Below are 16,994 nucleotides of genomic sequence, written 5' to 3' on the forward strand. Positions count from 1 at the left end.
ACCGCAACGGTTAGTAAAACTAACAGATTGGCGACTCGCTGTAGCCCTCCAGTCCCCCTTGTGCTATACCGACTGAGGCGGCATTTAGCCCCTTTTTCAGCCTGTTCGCGGCGGCTATAAAACCCGCTAACCCGGTAGTAACGTTAACGTATCGACTCACTGACTGAGAGATCACCATGGCAGATTTTCCCCCTGTCGCCAGCCTGCGCAGCTTTGAGGCGGTGGCGCGCCTCGGCAGCGTAACGCAGGCCGCCCACGAGATGAGCGTGACCCATTCGGCGGTCAGCCAGCACATCAAACAGCTGGAAGCCCTGGTCGGCGTCACGCTCTTTATCCGCCACGGCCGCGGAGTGCGCATCACGGAAGAAGGACGGCTCTATGCCCTGCAAATCCGCGAGGCGTTACAGCACATCGCCGACGCCACGCGCATGGTGCAGATCAAACCCCGCACCCTGGAAGTGTCCCTGGCGACGCTCCCCTCCTTTGGCTGTCACTGGCTGCTGCCGCGGCTGGCGCGCTTTCAGGCGCGGCATCCGCAGATCGCGGTGCGCCTGCTGACCAGCCTGGCGGTGGTTAACCTGCAACAGGAGGGTATCGATCTGGCCATTCGCATGGGGCAAGGCGATTGGGAGGGAATGGAAAGCCGGCATCTGTTTGCCGATGAACAGCTGGTGGTCGCCGCCCCCGGCTATCGCGGCGGTAACCTGCCGACCACCCCGCAGGCGATCGCCGCCAGCGATATTATTTTTTCCATGGAGTCCTGGCATGCCTGGTGCAGCCAGGCGGGGCTGGAAAAGCCGATCGTCCCCGCGGGCCTGCGCCTGAACGACTCCAATCTGGTGCTGGAGGCGGTCCGCCTGGGGGCCGGCGTGGCGCTGGAGCGGCGCTCCCTGGTGGCGGGGGCGATAGCCCGCGGCGAGCTGGTGCAGCTCACCGCCGTCACCGTCCCCTACCCCTGGCACTACTGGCTAACCGTCTCCCCGCAGGCGGAGAACCGGCCGGAAGTCGCCCGGTTCATCGCCTGGCTGGAGGAGGAGATCGCCCTCTGGCGCCAGCAGATCAGCGCTTAGCCTTCGGCCGACGGCGGCAGGCCCGTCCGGGCGGCGTGCTCCTGGGAGAGACGCCAGAAATCGTGCCCGGCGGGATACTGATAGAGGCGCAGGGAAAACTGTCCGGCCACCGCGGTAATGTACTCAAATATCGCCGACTGGGTGTTTTCGTAGTCTTTCCACAGCGTCGAGGAGGTGAAGCAGTAAATCTCCAGCGGGATACCCGACGGCGACGGTTTCAGCGTTCTCGCCACAATGTACATCTCCTTAATAATATCCGGCCGCTCGGCGAGATAGTGCATCAGATAGTGGCGAAACAGGGTCAGGTTGGTCAGCCCGTTATCGATAAACCAGCGGTCGGCCACGCCGCCGGGATCCCGGCCGTCAAGCAGCGTCGCCAGAGGCTCACTCACCCCGCGGATGGTCAGCATCGAGGAGAGCATCTCCTGGTCGAGAAAACGCACCGAGTGCTGATCGATGGCGATACTGCGCATGATCCGCCGCGCCCCGGAGGAGAACATCGCCTGCCAGTTGGTATAGGTCTCGGTGAGGAAATTCTTGGTCGGGATACGGGAGATGGTATTGTCCCAGTTGCGGATGGTAATGGTGTGCAGCGCGATATCCGTCACCTCACCGCTGAGGTTCTTGTCAGGCATTTCAATCCAGTCCCCCAGCTGGAGCACGTCGTTGGACGACAGCTGAACGTTCGCCACCAGCGACAGCAGAGTATGCTGGAACACGATCATCAGTACCGCCGCCACGGCCCCCAGACTGGAGATGATAATGATCGGCGATTTGTTCGACATCACGGCGAGGATCATGATCGCCGCCAGGATGTGGACTAAGATTTTGCCTATCTGGATATAGCCCTTAATGGAATGATTTTTACGTTTGGTCTTTCGCAGATAGGAGCTGTTGACAATATCCAGCATCTCGTTGAAAAACACCGACATAAAAATAAAAAACAAGATCCCGCAGATAGTATTAATCGCCGTCACCAGCGATGCCGGCATCGCCGGCATAAACTGCAGAACGTAATAGACGATAATAACCGGAATGAAATTGGACAGCTTTTCGGCGATGCGTCGATCCTTCTCCAGCGGCACATCCTGTTTGTGGCTACTAAAGAAGACCTTACGCACCACTTTAATCAGCAAGAACTTGCATAAAAGATGGGCAAATATGCCGGAGAGCAGCAGCAGAATAAGATTAAACCCCACCGCCAGCGCCGGATTACTCTCAATAAACGTCAGTAGATGATTCACATACGCCATGCTTTATCGCCTGAATAACTATGCCACTTCGCTAACTGCTTTATCCCAAGGGCATATATTTGGAAAATAAATCAATCCGCATCATGGCATATCGCTTAGCGTAACGTCCATGCGCGCACCGCTTCTAATCATTCACAGAAAATATGTCAGAGTTTGCATTAATCATTCTCTACGCTCACTATAAAGAGGCTTGTTATGAGGACGGAATAAGTCCAGGAGGAAACATGTTTAAAGCTCTTACCGCTATCGTCGCCTTAGCCGCCTCCGCCAGCGTTATGGCGCAAGGCGATGTCACGCTGAACAGTCTGGCTCACGATGCCGCCACCCGGGCGTCGTTTAACCAGATGGTCAAAGGCCATCAGCTGCCCGCCTGGGTGACCACCGGCGGCACCGGTTCGCCCGCGCAGACGGTGAAACTGGGTAGCGAATCCTGGCAGGTGTTAAGCGCCTGTAAACCCCACGACTGCGGCCATGAACGTATCGCGGTGATCTGGTCGGAAAAAAGCAAACAGATGTCCGGCGTTTACTCGGTGGTCGATGAAAAAACCGACCAGGAGAAGCTGACCTGGCTTAACGTCAGCGATGCCCTGTCCATCGATGGCAAAACCGTGCTGTTTGCCGCCCTCAGCGGCAGCCTCGACAACCATCCGGACGCCTTTAACTACCAGTAACGACCATCGCCCCCGTCAGCCTTTCCCCGACGGGGGCTTCCCTGATTAGCCATCCGGGAACATCACGCTGTTCCCCGGCGCTTCCCGATGCAGATGGATAAAGTTCAGGTGCCGCTCGTACTGGTCGAGAATATCGGTGATCACCTGCTCTTTGCTGTAGTCCATCAGGTCGTTACCCTGACTGCCCTCCAGCAGGAAGGTCTCCAGCCGGTAATAGGTGGATTTCCCGCTGCGCGCCCGATAGGTAAAGCCCGGCACCGAGTACTGCTGCGGCCAGATCTTGTAGATAAAGTTCTGCTCGTCGCCCATGTGCACCAGCAGATCGAGGTGGCCAAGGTTCTCACCCTCTTCCGGCGGCAGGCTCTTCAGTTCCACCGCGGCGCCGCGCAGCCGCAGCTCCTGCGCCACCTCCTCCATCGCCGGGTAGCACACCGTCTCCATCATCAGTTTGGTATAGCGCGTGCCGGGGTAATTCATCAGCCGCGACAGGCGCTTCTTCCAGCTCAGACGATCCTGGAGGCCCATCGGGCGCGGGGCGGTGTCGCGGCTGGCGCTGACCCGGCGGTAATCTTCCACTTTCAGAGATTTATACAGTCCGGCCATCACGAAGAAAATCACAAAGCTGAACGGCAGCCCCATGATCACCGTGGTGTTCTGCAGCGCCGAGATGCCGTTGGTCATCAGCATCCCGAGGGTCAACAGACCGATGGCCACCGACCAGAAGATGCGCAGCCAGTTCGGGGCGTCGCTGTTGATGTCCTTCAGCTTCGAGGTGAAATTCCCCAGCACCAGCGCGCCGGAGTCGGCGGAGGTAACGTAAAACAGCAGACCGGTGATGGTCGCCACCGACGCGCTAAAGGTAAACGCCGGATACTGCGCCAGCAGGCTATAGAAACCGCGCTCCGGGTGGGCCATCGCCTCCTGGGCAAAGGCCGCGTCGCCGTGGATGATCTCATACAGCGCGCTGTTGCCGAACACCGACAGCCACAGCAGCGTAAAGGTGAAGGGAATAATCAGGGTGCCCATCACAAACTGGCGGATGGTGCGCCCGCGCGAAATGCGCGCCAGGAACAGGCCCACAAACGGCGACCAGGCCACCCACCACGCCCAGAAAAAGAGCGTCCAGTTGTTCATCCATTCCACCGGCCGGTCGAAGGCGAAGCTGTTCAGCGTCATGCCCATAAAGCGATTGACGTAGTCGCCGACGTTGAGCACTAACGCATTGAGCAGGAAGGAGGTATCGCCCATGAACAGCACGAACAGGATCAGCCCCAGCGCGAGGGCGACGTTCAGCTCGGAGAGCACGCGGATGCCCTTGTCCACCCCGGAGGTGACCGAGATGGTGGCGATGATCACCGACAGCGCAATCAGGGCCGCTTTCGCCGCCAGCGAGTCCGGAATATCGAACAGCACGCTCAGACCGTAGTTGAGCTGCACGACGCCGATACCGAGGGTGGTGGCGATGCCGAAGATGGTGCCGATCACCGCCGCAATATCGACGCTGTGGCCGATGGGCCCATTGATCCGTTTGCCAAAAATCGGGTACAGCGCCGAGCGGATGGTGAGCGGCAAATTATAACGATAGCTAAAGTATCCCAGCGCCATGCCCATCAGGGCATACATTGACCAACCGGTTAAGCCATAGTGAAACAGGGTCCAGACCATCGCCTGGCGCGCCGCCTCGATGGTCTGCCCCGCCCCTTCCGGCGGCTGCATATATTGCGTCACCGGCTCGGCGACCGAGAAGAACATCAGGTCGATGCCGATGCCGGCGGCGAACAGCATCGCCGCCCAGCTCAGCAGGCTGAACTCGGGCTTTGACTGCTCCGGCCCGAGCTTCACCGAGCCGAAGCGCGAGCAGGCAATGCAGACGACGAAGACGATATACAGCGTCGCCGCCAGCAGATAGTACCAGCCGAAGGTTTTCGACACCCAGTCCAGGGTGCGCCCAATCCACTCGGCAGAAAAATCGCGAAAAAAGATCGTCATCAGGGAAAACAACAAAATCAGTCCGGCCGAGGTATAAAAAACCACCGGATTGATTTTGTCCTTTTCTCTGCTTTGCGAAAGATCTGTCATCCAGTATCCCCACTGTTTTTGTAACTATTAAAATCCAAATCCGCAACAATTAAGACACATTTTATATTGAACGTCCAATCAAAAACCGCTTTAATAGTTAACCAACGCTGATGAATGGAGTGGCAAAAATGCCCAAACTGGGGATGCAGCCGATCCGGCGCAGGCAGCTGATCGACGCCACGCTGGACGCAATAAATGAAGTCGGAATGCACGACGCGACCATCGCGCAGATTGCCCGGCGGGCGGGCGTATCGACGGGGATCATCAGTCACTATTTCAAAGACAAAAATGGTCTGCTGGAGGCGACCATGCGCGACATCACCAGCCAGCTGCGCGACGCGGTGCTCAACCGTCTACACGCTCTGCCGGACGGCAGCGCCAGCCAGCGCCTGCAGGCGATTGTCGGCGGCAACTTTGATGAGACGCAGATCAGCAGCGCGGCGATGAAGGCCTGGCTGGCCTTTTGGGCCAGCAGCATGCACCAGCCGATGCTTTATCGGTTACAGCAGGTCAGCAGCCGTCGCCTGCTGTCGAATCTGGTGTACGAATTCCGCCGCGAGCTGCCGCGCGAGCAGGCGCAGGAGGCCGGCTACGGGCTGGCGGCGCTGATAGACGGCCTGTGGCTGCGGGCGGCGCTCAGCGGCAAACCGCTGGATAAAACGCTGGCGCAGTCGCTGACCAGCCACTTTATTCGTCAGCATTTACCGAACCCATAACCGAGGAGGCGTTATGTCCCGAATGGCAGAACAGCAGCTTTATATTAATGGTGGTTATACATCGGCCACCAGCGGTCGCACCTTCGAGACCATCAACCCTGCCACTGGCGAGGTGCTGGCGACCGTTCAGGCTGCCGGACGCGAGGATGTCGACCGCGCCGTCGAGAGCGCGCAGCGTGGGCAAAAAATCTGGGCGGCGATGACCGCCATGGAACGCTCGCGCATCCTGCGTCGCGCCGTCGACCTTCTGCGCCAGCGCAACGATGAGCTGGCGCGGCTGGAGACGCTGGATACCGGGAAACCCCTCAGCGAAACCGCCGCCGTTGATATCGTCACCGGCGCCGATGTGCTGGAATATTACGCCGGATTGATCCCGGCGCTGGAAGGCAGCCAGATCCCGCTGCGCGATAGTTCCTTCGTCTATACCCGTCGCGAACCGCTGGGGGTGGTAGCCGGGATCGGCGCGTGGAACTACCCGATCCAGATCGCCCTGTGGAAATCGGCGCCAGCGCTGGCCGCTGGCAATGCGATGATTTTCAAACCGAGCGAAGTCACCCCGCTGACCGCCCTCAAGCTGGCGGAAATTTACAGCGAAGCGGGCCTGCCGGACGGGGTGTTTAACGTCCTGCCAGGGATCGGCGCGGAAACCGGCCAGTATCTGACCGAGCATCCGGACATCGCCAAAATCTCCTTCACCGGCGGCGTCGCCAGCGGCAAAAAAGTGATGGCCAACTCGGCCGCTTCATCACTGAAAGAGGTCACCATGGAGCTGGGCGGCAAATCGCCGCTGATTATCGCCGACGATGCCGACCTCGACCTCGCCGCCGATATTGCCATGATGGCCAACTTTTACAGCTCCGGCCAGGTGTGCACCAACGGCACCCGGGTGTTTGTCCCGGCGAAACGGAAGGCGGAATTCGAGCACAAGATCCTCGAGCGGGTGGCCCGCATCCGCCCCGGCGATCTGTTTGCCGATGACACCAACTTCGGCCCGCTGGTCAGCTTCCCCCATCGCGACAACGTTCTGCGCTATATCGAGAGCGGCAAACGCGAAGGCGCGCGCCTGCTGTGCGGCGGCGAGGCGCTGAAAGGCGACGGTTTCGATAACGGCGCGTGGGTCGCCCCGACGGTGTTTACCGATTGCAGCGACGAGATGACCATCGTGCGCGAAGAGATCTTCGGCCCGGTGATGTCGATCCTCAGCTATGCCGACGAAGCGGAGGTCATTCGCCGCGCCAACGCCACCGAATACGGCCTCGCCGCCGGCGTGGTGACGCCCAACCTCAACCGCGCTCACCGAATTATCCACCAGCTGGAAGCCGGCATCTGCTGGATCAACAGCTGGGGGGAATCCCCGGCGGAAATGCCGGTTGGCGGCTACAAACACTCCGGCATTGGCCGCGAGAACGGCGTCATGACGCTGCAGAGTTACACCCAGGTGAAGTCCATCCAGGTTGAGATGGGTAAATTCCAGTCCATATTTTAACCGGGAGGTTTTTTTGCAATTTGACTACATCATTATTGGTGCCGGCTCCGCCGGCAACGTTCTGGCAACACGACTGACTGAAGATCCAAACACCACCGTCCTGCTGCTGGAAGCCGGCGGCCCTGACTACCGGTTCGATTTCCGCACCCAGATGCCCGCCGCGCTGGCTTATCCGCTGCAGGGCAAGCGCTACAACTGGGCCTACGAAACCGAACCGGAGCCGTACATGAACAATCGCCGCATGGAGTGCGGACGCGGCAAAGGGCTCGGCGGATCCTCGCTGATCAACGGCATGTGCTACATTCGCGGTAACGCGATGGATCTGGATAACTGGGCCAAAGAGCCGGGTCTGGAACACTGGAGCTATCTCGACTGCCTGCCCTACTACCGGAAAGCGGAAACCCGCGATATCGGGCCTAACGACTACCACGGCGGCGATGGCCCGGTGAGCGTGACGACACCGAAGCCGGGCAATAATCCGCTCTTCGAGGCGATGGTTGAAGCCGGGGTGCAGGCGGGCTATCCGCGTACCGACGATCTCAACGGCTACCAGCAGGAAGGCTTTGGCCCGATGGACCGCACCGTGACGCCGCAGGGCCGTCGCGCCAGCACCGCCCGCGGCTATCTCGACCAGGCGCGCGGTCGACCGAACCTGACCATCCGCACCCATGCGCTGACCGATCACATTATTTTTGCCGGCAAGCGCGCGGTGGGCGTCGAGTGGCTGGAGGGAGAGAGCACGATCCCGTCAAAAGCGACGGCCAACAAAGAGGTGCTGCTGTGCGCCGGGGCGATTGCCTCGCCGCAGATCCTGCAGCGCTCCGGCGTGGGTAACCCGGAGCTGCTCAGGCAGTTCGATATCCCGGTGGTGCACGATCTCCCTGGCGTGGGTGAGAACCTGCAGGACCATCTGGAGATGTATCTGCAGTACGAGTGCAAAGAGCCGGTATCGCTCTACCCGGCGCTACAGTGGTGGAACCAGCCGAAGATCGGCGCCGAGTGGCTGTTCGGCGGCACCGGCATCGGCGCCAGCAACCAGTTCGAAGCGGGCGGTTTTATCCGCAGCCGCGCAGAGTTCGCCTGGCCGAACATTCAGTACCACTTCCTGCCGGTGGCGATTAACTACAATGGCTCCAACGCGGTGAAAGAGCACGGCTTCCAGTGCCACGTCGGCTCGATGCGTTCGCCCAGCCGCGGCCACGTGCGCCTGAAGTCGCGCGACCCGCACGCCCATCCGGCGATCCTGTTTAACTATATGTCCCATGAGCAGGACTGGCAGGAGTTCCGCGACGCCATCCGCATTACCCGGGAGATCATGAACCAGCCGGCGCTGGATAAGTATCGCGGTCGCGAAATCAGTCCGGGAATAGAATGCCAGAGCGATGCCGAACTGGATGAGTTTGTGCGCAACCACGCCGAGACCGCGTTCCACCCGTGCGGGACCTGTAAGATGGGTTACGACGAGATGGCGGTGGTCGATGGCGAGGGCCGCGTCCACGGTCTGGAAGGATTGCGGGTGGTCGACGCCTCGATCATGCCGCAGATCATCACCGGCAACCTCAACGCCACCACCATTATGATCGGCGAGAAGATGGCCGACGCCATTCGCGGCCGCCAGCCGCTGCCGCGCAGCACCGCGACGTATTATGTCGCTGGCGACGCGCCGGTTCGCCGCTAACAGGTCAATGCCGGGCGGCGACTACGCCTTGCCCGGCCTACCCTGAGGCGATGTAACGTAGCCCCGGTAAGCGCAGCGCGACCGGGGTGCCGTTCCGGGTTTTGACCCCATAGGTTGATGTTAGCGAAACGCCTCCAGGCGCTTAATCTGCTGACCGTCGGCAGTAAAGTTCTCCGCCGCCAGCCACGCCCGCAGCGCCGCATCGCGCGCAGGCCACTCGCCGTCGATGATGGACAGCATATCGCTGTCGCGCGTCCGCCCTTTACGCACCAGCCTCTGCCGCAGACGTCCTTCCCAGCTAAAGCCCAGCCGCTCGGCGGCGCGGCGCGAGGCGACATTCATCGAATCGCATTTCCACTCCAGCCGACGATAGCCATGGTCAAAGCCGTTTTTGAGCAGCAGCCAGACCGCTTCGGTACCCAGCGGGGTGTTTTTCATCCGTCGCGACCAGGTGACATGGCCGATCTCAACCGTGCCCATTTCCCGCTCGATCGCCATATAGCTGACGATGCCCACCGCCTGCTCGCTACGCAGGTCAACCACCGCATACGGCACCAGAGCATCATCATTCACCTTGCCCGCGATCCAGTGGGCGGTCGCCGCCACGCTCTCCGGCCGCGTAGACGCCAGCCACGTCCAGTCGCTGTTGTCGCCGAGCGCATAGGCGGCAAACAGATCCGCCGCATGACGGTCAACGTCCAGCGGCTCCAGGCGGCAAAAACGGCCATTTAACGCCGTCCGCCGCAGGACTTGCGCCCCCTGCCAGCCAGGGACCAGGTCGTTCACCTGCTGGCCATACTCATTAATTTCCGGCACACCCACCTCCTCGCAATAGACAATGCGTTATAGCAAGAACCCCGCAGCGGAGAAAGGCGCTTCTGCGCGACCGGCAATAACCTGTCGTTCTTGAATATGCGTTTTTAGCATAAGGATATCCTTATTTTGACTTTACGCCTTATGGCAAGCGGCCTAACGTAGCGAGGCATAAAACAATAAAATAACCATTCTTCAGGGATTGCACATGACCAAAAAACTGTTGCCTTTACTGCTACTGTCGGCGCTCTCCGCCGCCGCGCATGCCGCCACGCCGCCCAACACGCTGGTGGTCGCCCAGGGTCTCGACGATATCGTCAGCCTCGACCCGGCGGAAGCTAACGAACTCTCCAGCATTCAGACGGTCCCCAGCCTCTATCAGCGTCTGGTGCAGCCGGACCGCAACAACCCTGAAAAAATCGTACCGATCCTCGCCGAAAGCTGGCAGGCCGATCCGGCGGCGAAAACCCTGACCATTAAACTGAAGCCGGATGCCAAATTCGCCTCCGGTAATCCGCTGCGCCCGGAAGATGTGATTTTCTCTTACACCCGCGCGGTGACGCTGAATAAATCGCCAGCGTTTATTCTCAACGTGCTCGGCTGGCAGCCGGACAACATCGCCAGCCAGCTGAAAAAGATTGATGACCATACCCTGACGCTGCACTGGACCGCCGACGTCAGCCCGGCGGTGGCGCTGAATATTCTCTCCACCCCCATCGCCTCTATCGTGGATGAAAAACAGGTGGCGCCGAACGCGAAAAATAACGACTTCGGCAACGACTGGCTGAAGATGCACTCGGCGGGCAGCGGGGCCTATAAAATGCGCGTCTACCAGCCGCATCAGGCCATCGTGCTGGAAGCCAACGCCAGCTCCCCCACCGGCGCGCCGAAGATCAAGAGCATCATTATTAAAAACGTCCCCGACCCGGCTTCCCGCCGCCTGCTGATCCAGCAGGGGGATGCCGACGTGGCGCGCGATCTCGGCGCTGACCAGATTGCCGCCCTGCAGGATAAACCCGGCGTGAAGGTGCTGAGCATCCCGTCCGCCGAGCAGAACTATCTGGTGTTTAATACCGCCAACAGCGCCAACCCGCTGCTCAATAACCCGGCCTTCTGGGAGGCGGCGCGCTGGCTGGTCGATTATGAGGGCATCACCAAAAATCTGCTGAAAGGCCAGTACTTTATTCACCAAAGCTTCCTGCCGGCCGGCCTGCCGGGGGCGCTGGAGACTAATCCGTTCACCTTTGATCCGCAAAAAGCTAAGGCTATCCTCGATAAAGCGGGCATTAAGGATGCCCACTTCACCCTCGATGTGGAGAACAAACCGCCGTTTATCACCATCGCCCAATCGCTGCAGGCCAGCTTTGCCCAGGGCGGGGTGAAGGTGGATCTCCTGCCGGCCGCCGGCAGCCAGGTCTATGCCCGGGTGCGCGCGAAGCAGCATCAGGCGGCGATCCGCCTGTGGATCCCGGACTACTTTGATGCCCACTCCAATGCCAGCGCCTTTGCCTGGAACGATGGTAAATCCAGCACCGTGGCCGGGCTCAACGGCTGGCAGATCCCTGAGCTGAATAAAGCCACCCTCGCCGCGGTGGCGGAGCCGGACCCGGCGAAACGCCTCGGCCTGTACAAAACGATGCAGGAAACCCTGCTCCAGCATTCGCCGTACGTCTTTATTGACCAGGGAAAAACCCAGATCGTGGTGCGTGACAACGTGAAGGGCTATCAGCAGGGACTGAACGCCGACATGGTCTGGTACGATAACGTGACCAAGTAAGCGGGTTTTGTCACCGGGTACGGCGGCCTTGTCTGCCCGGATGACCGACTCCTCACCCGGGCCCGGTCGGCATCGCGCCGCCGGGTACAATGCTGATATACCAGGAATTTCCATTCTCCATGCCATCGTTTTCTACTCACCTTACCCGCCTGCTGCAGGGGCTGTTTACGCTGCTGCTCACGCTGTCCGGGCTGTTGCTGGTCACCTTCTCGCTCTCCGCGCTGTCGCCCGTCGACCGCGTACTGCAGATCGTCGGCGACCATGCCAGCCAGTCGACCTATGACCAGGTTCGCCATCAGCTGGGTCTCGACCAGCCGCTGCCGGTGCAGTTCTGGCACTACCTGGTCAACCTGGCCCATGGCGATCTTGGCATCGCCAGCGCCACCGGCCAGCCGGTGCTCCACGACCTGCTGGCGGTCTTTCCGGCGACCCTTGAGCTGGCGACCCTGGCGCTGATCGTCGGCGCGGTACTGGGCATCGTCGCCGGGGTGCTGTGCGCCCGTTACGCCGGTTCGCCGTGGGATCTGGCGGTTCGCACCTTTACCCTGTTGGGCAACTCGGTGCCCATTTTCTGGCTCGGCCTGCTGATGCTAGCCCTGTTCTACGCCCGGCTGCAGTGGGCGCCGGGCCCGGGTCGCCTCGACGATATTTATCAGTACACCGTCGAGCCACGCAGCGGTTTTGCGCTGATCGACACCTGGCTCTCCGGCGATACCGCGGCGTTTAAAAATGCGATCGGCCATCTGGCGCTGCCGGTGCTGGTGCTGGCCTATTACTCGCTGGCGAGCATCACCCGCCTGACCCGCTCCGCCTGTCTGAGCGAGATGAACAAAGAGTACATTCTGCTGGCGCGGGCCAAAGGGGCCGGAGAGATGACGATTCTGCTGCGCCATGTCCTGCCCAATATCCGCGGCACTCTGCTGACGGTGACCGCTCTCGCCTGGACCTCCATGCTCGAAGGGGCGGTGCTCACCGAAACCGTCTTCTCGTGGCCGGGGATCGGCCGCTACCTCACCACGGCGCTGTTCGCTGGGGATACCACGGCGATCATGGGCGGCACGCTGCTGATCGGCGTGAGTTTTGTGCTGATCAATAACCTGACCGACCTGCTGGTACGGTTAACCGATCCGAGGGTGCGCTGATGCCGACTTATCTGTTTTTACGCCGTCTGCGCCGCTCACCCGCCGCCTTCAGCGGCCTGACCCTGGTGATCCTGCTGGTGCTGACCGCGCTGTTCGCCCCGTGGCTGGCGCCGCACGATCCCAACTGGCAGGATGCCGCCGCTCGTCTGCAGGGGCCCGGGGCGGGACACTGGCTCGGCACCGACAGCTACGGCCGCGACCTGCTGTCGCGCCTGCTCTACGGCGCCCGCCCGGCGCTGGGTCTGGTGGCGCTGGTGACCGCCATTACCCTGCCCGTCGGTCTGCTGGTGGGTATCCTCTCCGGCTACTATGGCGGGTGGCTGGAGCGGATACTGATGCGCTTTACCGACGTGGTGATGTCGATGCCGCGCCTGATCCTCGCCTTCGCGTTCGTGGCGATGCTCGGCCCGGGGCTGGTCAACGGCGCGCTGGCGTTAGCCCTGACCACCTGGCCGGCCTACGCCCGTCAGGCGCGCAGCGAAATTCAGCGCCTGCGCCATAGCGACTACCTCGCCGCGGCGGAGATGCTGGGCATTCGCGGCGGGCGGCTGCTGGTCGGCCATATTCTGCCGCTGTGTCTGCCGTCGGCGATTGTCCGGCTGGCGCTCGATCTGGCGGGCATTATCCTTGCCGCCGCCGGGCTCGGCTTTCTCGGCCTGGGCGCCCGCCCGCCGATGGCGGAGTGGGGAGCGATGATTGCCGACGGGATGCAGGTGATTTTCGACCAGTGGTGGATCGCCGCCATCCCCGGCGCGGCGATCCTGCTCGCCAGCCTGGCGTTTAACCTGCTGGGCGATGGCCTGCGCGATATTCTGGAGCCGCAACATGACTGACATCCGACTGACCGTCCAGGGACTCGCCGTCGACTATCCCACCGCCCGGGTGGTGGACAACGTCAGCTTCACCCTCGGCAACGAGCGGCTGGCGCTGGTGGGCGAATCCGGCTCCGGCAAATCGATGACCGCCCGGGCGCTGATGGGCCTGGTGCGCAAGCCCGGGGTGGTGAGCGCTGAACGGCTGGAGGTGCTGGGGCGCGATGTGCTGACCCTCAGCGCCCGCGGCTGGCGCGCGCTGCGCGGCAACGATATCGCCATGGTGCTGCAGGACCCGCGCTATGCGCTGAATCCGGTGCAGACCATTCAGACGCAGCTGGAGGAGGCGTTAACCCTCCATCAGCGTCTCAGCCGCCGCGCGCGCGCCGAGGCGGTCAAAGACGCCATCGCCGCCGTCGGTCTGGATCTGCCGGTCCTCAGCCGCTATCCCGGCGAACTCTCCGGCGGGATGGGACAGCGGGTGATGATCGCCCTCGCGCTGCTCAATAACCCGAAGGTGCTGATAGCCGACGAGCCGACCTCGGCCCTCGACGCCCGCCTGCGCAACCAGATCCTCGAGCTGCTGGTGGAGCAGAGCGCGCAGCGGCAGATGGCCATGTTACTGATCAGCCACGATCTACCGCTGGTAGCCGCGCATTGCGATCGCGTGCTGGTGATGTACCAGGGGAGACAGGTCGACGAGATGCCGGCGCGGGCGCTGCCGAGCGCGACGCACCCTTACACCCGCACCCTGTGGACCTGCCGGCCAAATGCCCACACCTACGGCCAGATGCTGCCGACCCTCGACAGAACCCAGGACTTTACGGAGACAGCCCATGGCGATCGTTAATCTTCAGGATTTACAGGTTACATTCGGCGCGAAGACGGCGGTCTCCGCCGCCAGTTTCCGTGTCGACGCCGGGGAAACCTTCAGCCTGATCGGCGCCTCGGGCTGCGGCAAATCGACGATTTTGCGCGTGCTGGCCGGATTGCAGCGTGAATGGCGCGGCAGCGTGGATCTGCTCGACCAGGCCATTATGCCGGGCGCCCGCTTTCAGGGCGATCTGCGGCGCAACGTGCAGATGGTGTTTCAGGATCCGTACGCCTCGCTGCATCCTAACCATACCCTGTGGCGCACCCTGGCGGAGCCGCTGCAGATCCACGGCATCCGCGACGTTGCCCCGCGAGTAACCACCGCCCTTGAGCAGGTGGGTCTGGCCGCCGACGCCGTGCGCCGCTATCCGCATCAGCTCTCCGGCGGCCAACGGCAGCGCGTGGCCATTGCCCGCGCCCTGCTGCTGCGCCCGCAGATCCTGCTGCTGGATGAGCCGACCTCGGCGCTGGATATGTCGGTACAGGCGGAAATCCTTAATCTACTTAATCGTCTGAAACAGGAGCACGGCATGACCTATCTGCTGGTCAGCCACGATGCCGACGTCATCGCCCATATGTCCGATCGGGCGGCGTTTATGGCGGAGGGCGTGATCCAGCGCTTTTTCGATCGCGAAGCGTTGGTCAACGGAGAGCACCGGATGAGGTGAGGCCAGCGGATGTGCGGTTGTTTTGTCGGGTTGCGCTTCGCTTACCCGACCTACTGTCCGTGCGGCCTGCCGTTAATTTATTCACCATTGTTGCTGAAACTGCCGGTGTTGCGGCCTCAACATCGCTGAGACGTTCCCGGAAGGCCGGGGCAGCCCGCATGGATGCGGGCTGAGGGCCGTGTTTTGCACGGACGCTGCCTCGGCCCGACCCGAAGCCTGCAGGGATAAGTCGAAGGGACCGCGTAGCGGCGATTTTGCTGGCCGGAGCCCGGGGGTACAGGGGGCGGCGGCGACTGGCCGCCCCCTGTGCGCTCCCTGCGCCATGAATGACATAACGCAGACAATTAACCGGGAGCGCAAACTACGCTGAAGCCACCGATAACATAAACAACAACACTGTAGTGCTTCCCCTCACCCTGGCCCTCTCCCGAAGGGAGAGGGAACTGTCCGGCTGGCGTTTAGGCCCGTGCAAGCGCATGGACTGCACCCCAAAAGTTGGATGGTTCATATTAAGCGGCTCTCAGAGCCTGGGTTCGGTACTCTACCGGACTCAGGCCTTTTAATTTCAGGCTTATCCGCTCGTTGTTGTAGTAATGGATATAGTCCTCTACGGCTTTTCTTAGCGCACTGACACTCCTGAACTCCCTCAGATAAAAACACTCCGATTTCAGGGTCCCGAAGAAGTTTTCCATCACTGCATTATCCAGGCAGTTTCCTTTACGCGACATACTCTGCGTCATCCCATGCGCCTTTAAACGTTCCTGATAGCTCCTCATCCTGTAATGCCAGTCCTGATCCGAGTGCAGCAGCGGAGCATCTCCCGGTCTGAGCTTCGGGAACGCACCGTCCAGCATCGTATTCACCATCTCCATCACCGGCCTTTCCGACAGGCTGTAGGCGATAACCTCCCGGTTAAACAGATCGAGAACTGACGACAGGTAAAGCTTTTTTCCCTGTACCGGGAACTCTGTCACATCTGTTACCCATTTTTCGTTGGCTTTTGACGCACCGAAGTTCCGGCTCAGGATATTGGGCGCGGCCTCGCCCGTTCTCCCTTTCCAGGCACGATATTTTTTCGCCCTTATCACAGACCGGAGTGACAGTTCTGCCATCAGCCGCTGCACTGTTTTATGGTTTATCCGCAGCCCCTGTTTTCTCAGTGCGAGCGTGATCCTGCGGTAGCCATAACGACCTTTGTGATAGTGGTATATCTTCCTGATGTTCTCTTTAAGACCCGCATACCTGTCCCCTTGCTTCAGTGCATTCATATTGTAATACCACGTGCTACGGGACATACCGGCCGCCCGCAGAAGGTCCCGCAGAGCGTGTTCATGCCTTAGTTCACTGATTATCAGGGCTTTTTGCCATTTTTTTCGCTCTGAACCAAGGCTTTCAACTTTTTTAGATAGGCATTCTCTGCCCGCAGATAACGCAGTTCGGCCCTGAGCTCTTCGGGAGAGAGTTTTTCCAGCTCTTTATCTGTCAGTGGTGGGATATTTTTTGGCTTTGTCATTTGTCCGGGCCGTCCGCATTGCATGTTTAAAAGACCTTCCGCTCCGGCATCGTTGTACACGTCGAGCCAGCGCCGGACAAGTATTTCTGCGGAGAGATTAAACCGGGCAGCCGCTTCACGCATCGTCAGGCGGTCACTGATAACCGCCCGGACGACCACGAGTTTAAATTCATCGGAATAATGATTATTTTTTGCAGTCAGGCCTTCTGCACCGTGGAACTGCCATGCCCTGACCCAGCGACGGACAGATGTTCTTTCAATACCAAAAAGGTCGGCTGTACTCTGTTCTCCGTCTTTACCGGACAAATAATGATTAACCACAGCCAGTTTTGTTTCAGGGGAATACTTTGGTTTAGCCATAAAACTGCACCTTACTCAGTTGGGTGTCCAACTTTTGGGGTGCAGTCCAGCAGCGCCGCCGGGCAATAATCAGGCACGGTACC

General features: G+C 60.6%; 14 protein-coding genes and 1 pseudogene. 10 read left to right on the plus strand and 5 right to left on the minus strand.

What is annotated here, in order from left to right:
• The first annotated feature begins 176 nt into the window (after positions 1–176).
• Positions 177–1,070 carry a LysR substrate-binding domain-containing protein gene (locus AB1E37_RS18565; RefSeq protein ID WP_032447403.1) on the plus strand — a complete coding sequence of 298 codons (894 nt, stop codon included), beginning with the start codon at positions 177–179 and terminating at the stop codon, positions 1,068–1,070.
• Here the strand turns inward: AB1E37_RS18565 and AB1E37_RS18570 are convergent.
• Together AB1E37_RS18570 and AB1E37_RS18575 are read right to left on the minus strand one after the other, a co-directional pair.
• The gene (locus tag AB1E37_RS18570) at positions 1,067–2,002 is read right to left on the minus strand and encodes a mechanosensitive ion channel family protein (RefSeq protein WP_306173734.1); all 936 of its coding nucleotides are present in this window, start codon (positions 2,000–2,002) and stop codon (positions 1,067–1,069) included. The genes AB1E37_RS18565 and AB1E37_RS18570 overlap by 4 nt on opposite strands.
• A pseudogene (locus AB1E37_RS18575) lies at positions 1,903–2,323 on the minus strand (hypothetical protein). Before AB1E37_RS18575 ends, AB1E37_RS18570 begins: the two are co-directional and overlap by 100 nt.
• Positions 2,324–2,547: 224 nt before the next feature.
• Here AB1E37_RS18575 and ivy point away from each other — a divergent pair.
• Positions 2,548–2,994 carry an Ivy family C-type lysozyme inhibitor gene (gene ivy, locus AB1E37_RS18580; protein ID WP_004178946.1) on the plus strand — a complete coding sequence of 149 codons (447 nt, stop codon included), beginning with the start codon at positions 2,548–2,550 and terminating at the stop codon, positions 2,992–2,994.
• A gap of 45 nt (positions 2,995–3,039) precedes the next feature.
• On the opposite strand, the gene betT is transcribed toward ivy, so the two are convergent.
• Positions 3,040–5,073: a choline BCCT transporter BetT gene (gene betT, locus AB1E37_RS18585; RefSeq protein ID WP_004142478.1), complete on the minus strand. Its 2,034-nt coding sequence runs from the start codon at positions 5,071–5,073 to the stop codon at positions 3,040–3,042.
• Between the two features lie 128 nt (positions 5,074–5,201).
• Between betT and betI the strand changes: the two genes are divergently transcribed.
• Genes betI through betA form a run of 3 tightly spaced genes read left to right on the plus strand, consistent with a single transcriptional unit; the run spans position 5,202 to position 8,953 of the window.
• Complete coding sequence (betI, locus tag AB1E37_RS18590; protein ID WP_004151671.1) at positions 5,202–5,789, plus strand: transcriptional regulator BetI; 588 nt, start codon at positions 5,202–5,204, stop codon at positions 5,787–5,789.
• A gap of 13 nt (positions 5,790–5,802) precedes the next feature.
• Positions 5,803–7,275, plus strand: coding sequence for a betaine-aldehyde dehydrogenase (gene betB / locus AB1E37_RS18595; protein WP_004191424.1), 1,473 nt, complete (start codon positions 5,803–5,805; stop codon positions 7,273–7,275).
• A 13-nt stretch (positions 7,276–7,288) separates the two neighbouring features.
• On the plus strand, positions 7,289–8,953 hold the full coding sequence (gene betA, locus AB1E37_RS18600; RefSeq protein WP_004142489.1) for a choline dehydrogenase: 1,665 nt from the start codon (positions 7,289–7,291) through the stop codon (positions 8,951–8,953).
• A gap of 120 nt (positions 8,954–9,073) precedes the next feature.
• Here the strand turns inward: betA and AB1E37_RS18605 are convergent, their stop codons facing one another.
• Entirely contained in the window at positions 9,074–9,769 is a 696-nt protein-coding gene (locus AB1E37_RS18605) for a GNAT family N-acetyltransferase (RefSeq protein ID WP_002893466.1), read from the minus strand.
• A 205-nt stretch (positions 9,770–9,974) separates the two neighbouring features.
• Here AB1E37_RS18605 and AB1E37_RS18610 point away from each other — a divergent pair, with 205 nt between their 5' ends.
• From AB1E37_RS18610 to AB1E37_RS18630, 5 genes are all read left to right on the plus strand, one after another.
• Entirely contained in the window at positions 9,975–11,543 is a 1,569-nt protein-coding gene (locus AB1E37_RS18610) for an ABC transporter substrate-binding protein (RefSeq protein WP_004223533.1), read from the plus strand.
• Between the two features lie 119 nt (positions 11,544–11,662).
• The gene (locus AB1E37_RS18615; protein WP_032447402.1) at positions 11,663–12,685 is read left to right on the plus strand and encodes an ABC transporter permease; all 1,023 of its coding nucleotides are present in this window, start codon (positions 11,663–11,665) and stop codon (positions 12,683–12,685) included.
• Positions 12,685–13,518 carry an ABC transporter permease gene (locus tag AB1E37_RS18620; protein WP_004142505.1) on the plus strand — a complete coding sequence of 278 codons (834 nt, stop codon included), beginning with the start codon at positions 12,685–12,687 and terminating at the stop codon, positions 13,516–13,518. Before AB1E37_RS18615 ends, AB1E37_RS18620 begins: the two co-directional genes overlap by 1 nt.
• Positions 13,511–14,347, plus strand: a complete 837-nt coding sequence (locus AB1E37_RS18625; protein ID WP_004176938.1) for an ABC transporter ATP-binding protein — start codon at positions 13,511–13,513, stop codon at positions 14,345–14,347. Before AB1E37_RS18620 ends, AB1E37_RS18625 begins: the two co-directional genes overlap by 8 nt.
• Positions 14,334–15,038, plus strand: a complete 705-nt coding sequence (locus AB1E37_RS18630; RefSeq protein ID WP_021464382.1) for an ABC transporter ATP-binding protein — start codon at positions 14,334–14,336, stop codon at positions 15,036–15,038. Before AB1E37_RS18625 ends, AB1E37_RS18630 begins: the two co-directional genes overlap by 14 nt.
• A gap of 509 nt (positions 15,039–15,547) precedes the next feature.
• On the opposite strand, the gene AB1E37_RS18635 is transcribed toward AB1E37_RS18630, so the two are convergent.
• Positions 15,548–16,911, minus strand: a protein-coding gene (locus tag AB1E37_RS18635) for an IS3-like element ISKpn1 family transposase (protein ID WP_117407303.1) whose coding sequence is annotated in 2 segments (ribosomal slippage) — positions 15,548–16,443 and positions 16,443–16,911 — 1,365 coding nt in all. Because the reading frame shifts where the segments join, the coding sequence is not laid out codon by codon here.
• Between the last annotated feature and the right edge of the window lie 83 nt (positions 16,912–16,994).

It is taken from the genome of Klebsiella sp. Shm-1 (assembly GCF_040804525.1).
Classification (GTDB): Bacteria; Pseudomonadota; Gammaproteobacteria; order Enterobacterales; family Enterobacteriaceae; genus Klebsiella; species Klebsiella pneumoniae.

What these genes read in the sequence shown, in the direction of transcription:
- AB1E37_RS18565 (WP_032447403.1), top strand. Translation starts at nt 177, where the DNA reads ATGGCAGATTTTCCCCCTGTCGCCAGCCTGCGCAGCTTTGAGGCGGTG.
- AB1E37_RS18570 (WP_306173734.1), bottom strand. Translation starts at nt 2,002, where the DNA reads ATGTCGGTGTTTTTCAACGAGATGCTGGATATTGTCAACAGCTCCTAT.
- ivy (WP_004178946.1), top strand. Translation starts at nt 2,548, where the DNA reads ATGTTTAAAGCTCTTACCGCTATCGTCGCCTTAGCCGCCTCCGCCAGC.
- betT (WP_004142478.1), bottom strand. Translation starts at nt 5,073, where the DNA reads ATGACAGATCTTTCGCAAAGCAGAGAAAAGGACAAAATCAATCCGGTG.
- betI (WP_004151671.1), top strand. Translation starts at nt 5,202, where the DNA reads ATGCCCAAACTGGGGATGCAGCCGATCCGGCGCAGGCAGCTGATCGAC.
- betB (WP_004191424.1), top strand. Translation starts at nt 5,803, where the DNA reads ATGTCCCGAATGGCAGAACAGCAGCTTTATATTAATGGTGGTTATACA.
- AB1E37_RS18610 (WP_004223533.1), top strand. Translation starts at nt 9,975, where the DNA reads ATGACCAAAAAACTGTTGCCTTTACTGCTACTGTCGGCGCTCTCCGCC.
- AB1E37_RS18615 (WP_032447402.1), top strand. Translation starts at nt 11,663, where the DNA reads ATGCCATCGTTTTCTACTCACCTTACCCGCCTGCTGCAGGGGCTGTTT.
- AB1E37_RS18620 (WP_004142505.1), top strand. Translation starts at nt 12,685, where the DNA reads ATGCCGACTTATCTGTTTTTACGCCGTCTGCGCCGCTCACCCGCCGCC.
- AB1E37_RS18625 (WP_004176938.1), top strand. Translation starts at nt 13,511, where the DNA reads ATGACTGACATCCGACTGACCGTCCAGGGACTCGCCGTCGACTATCCC.
- AB1E37_RS18630 (WP_021464382.1), top strand. Translation starts at nt 14,334, where the DNA reads ATGGCGATCGTTAATCTTCAGGATTTACAGGTTACATTCGGCGCGAAG.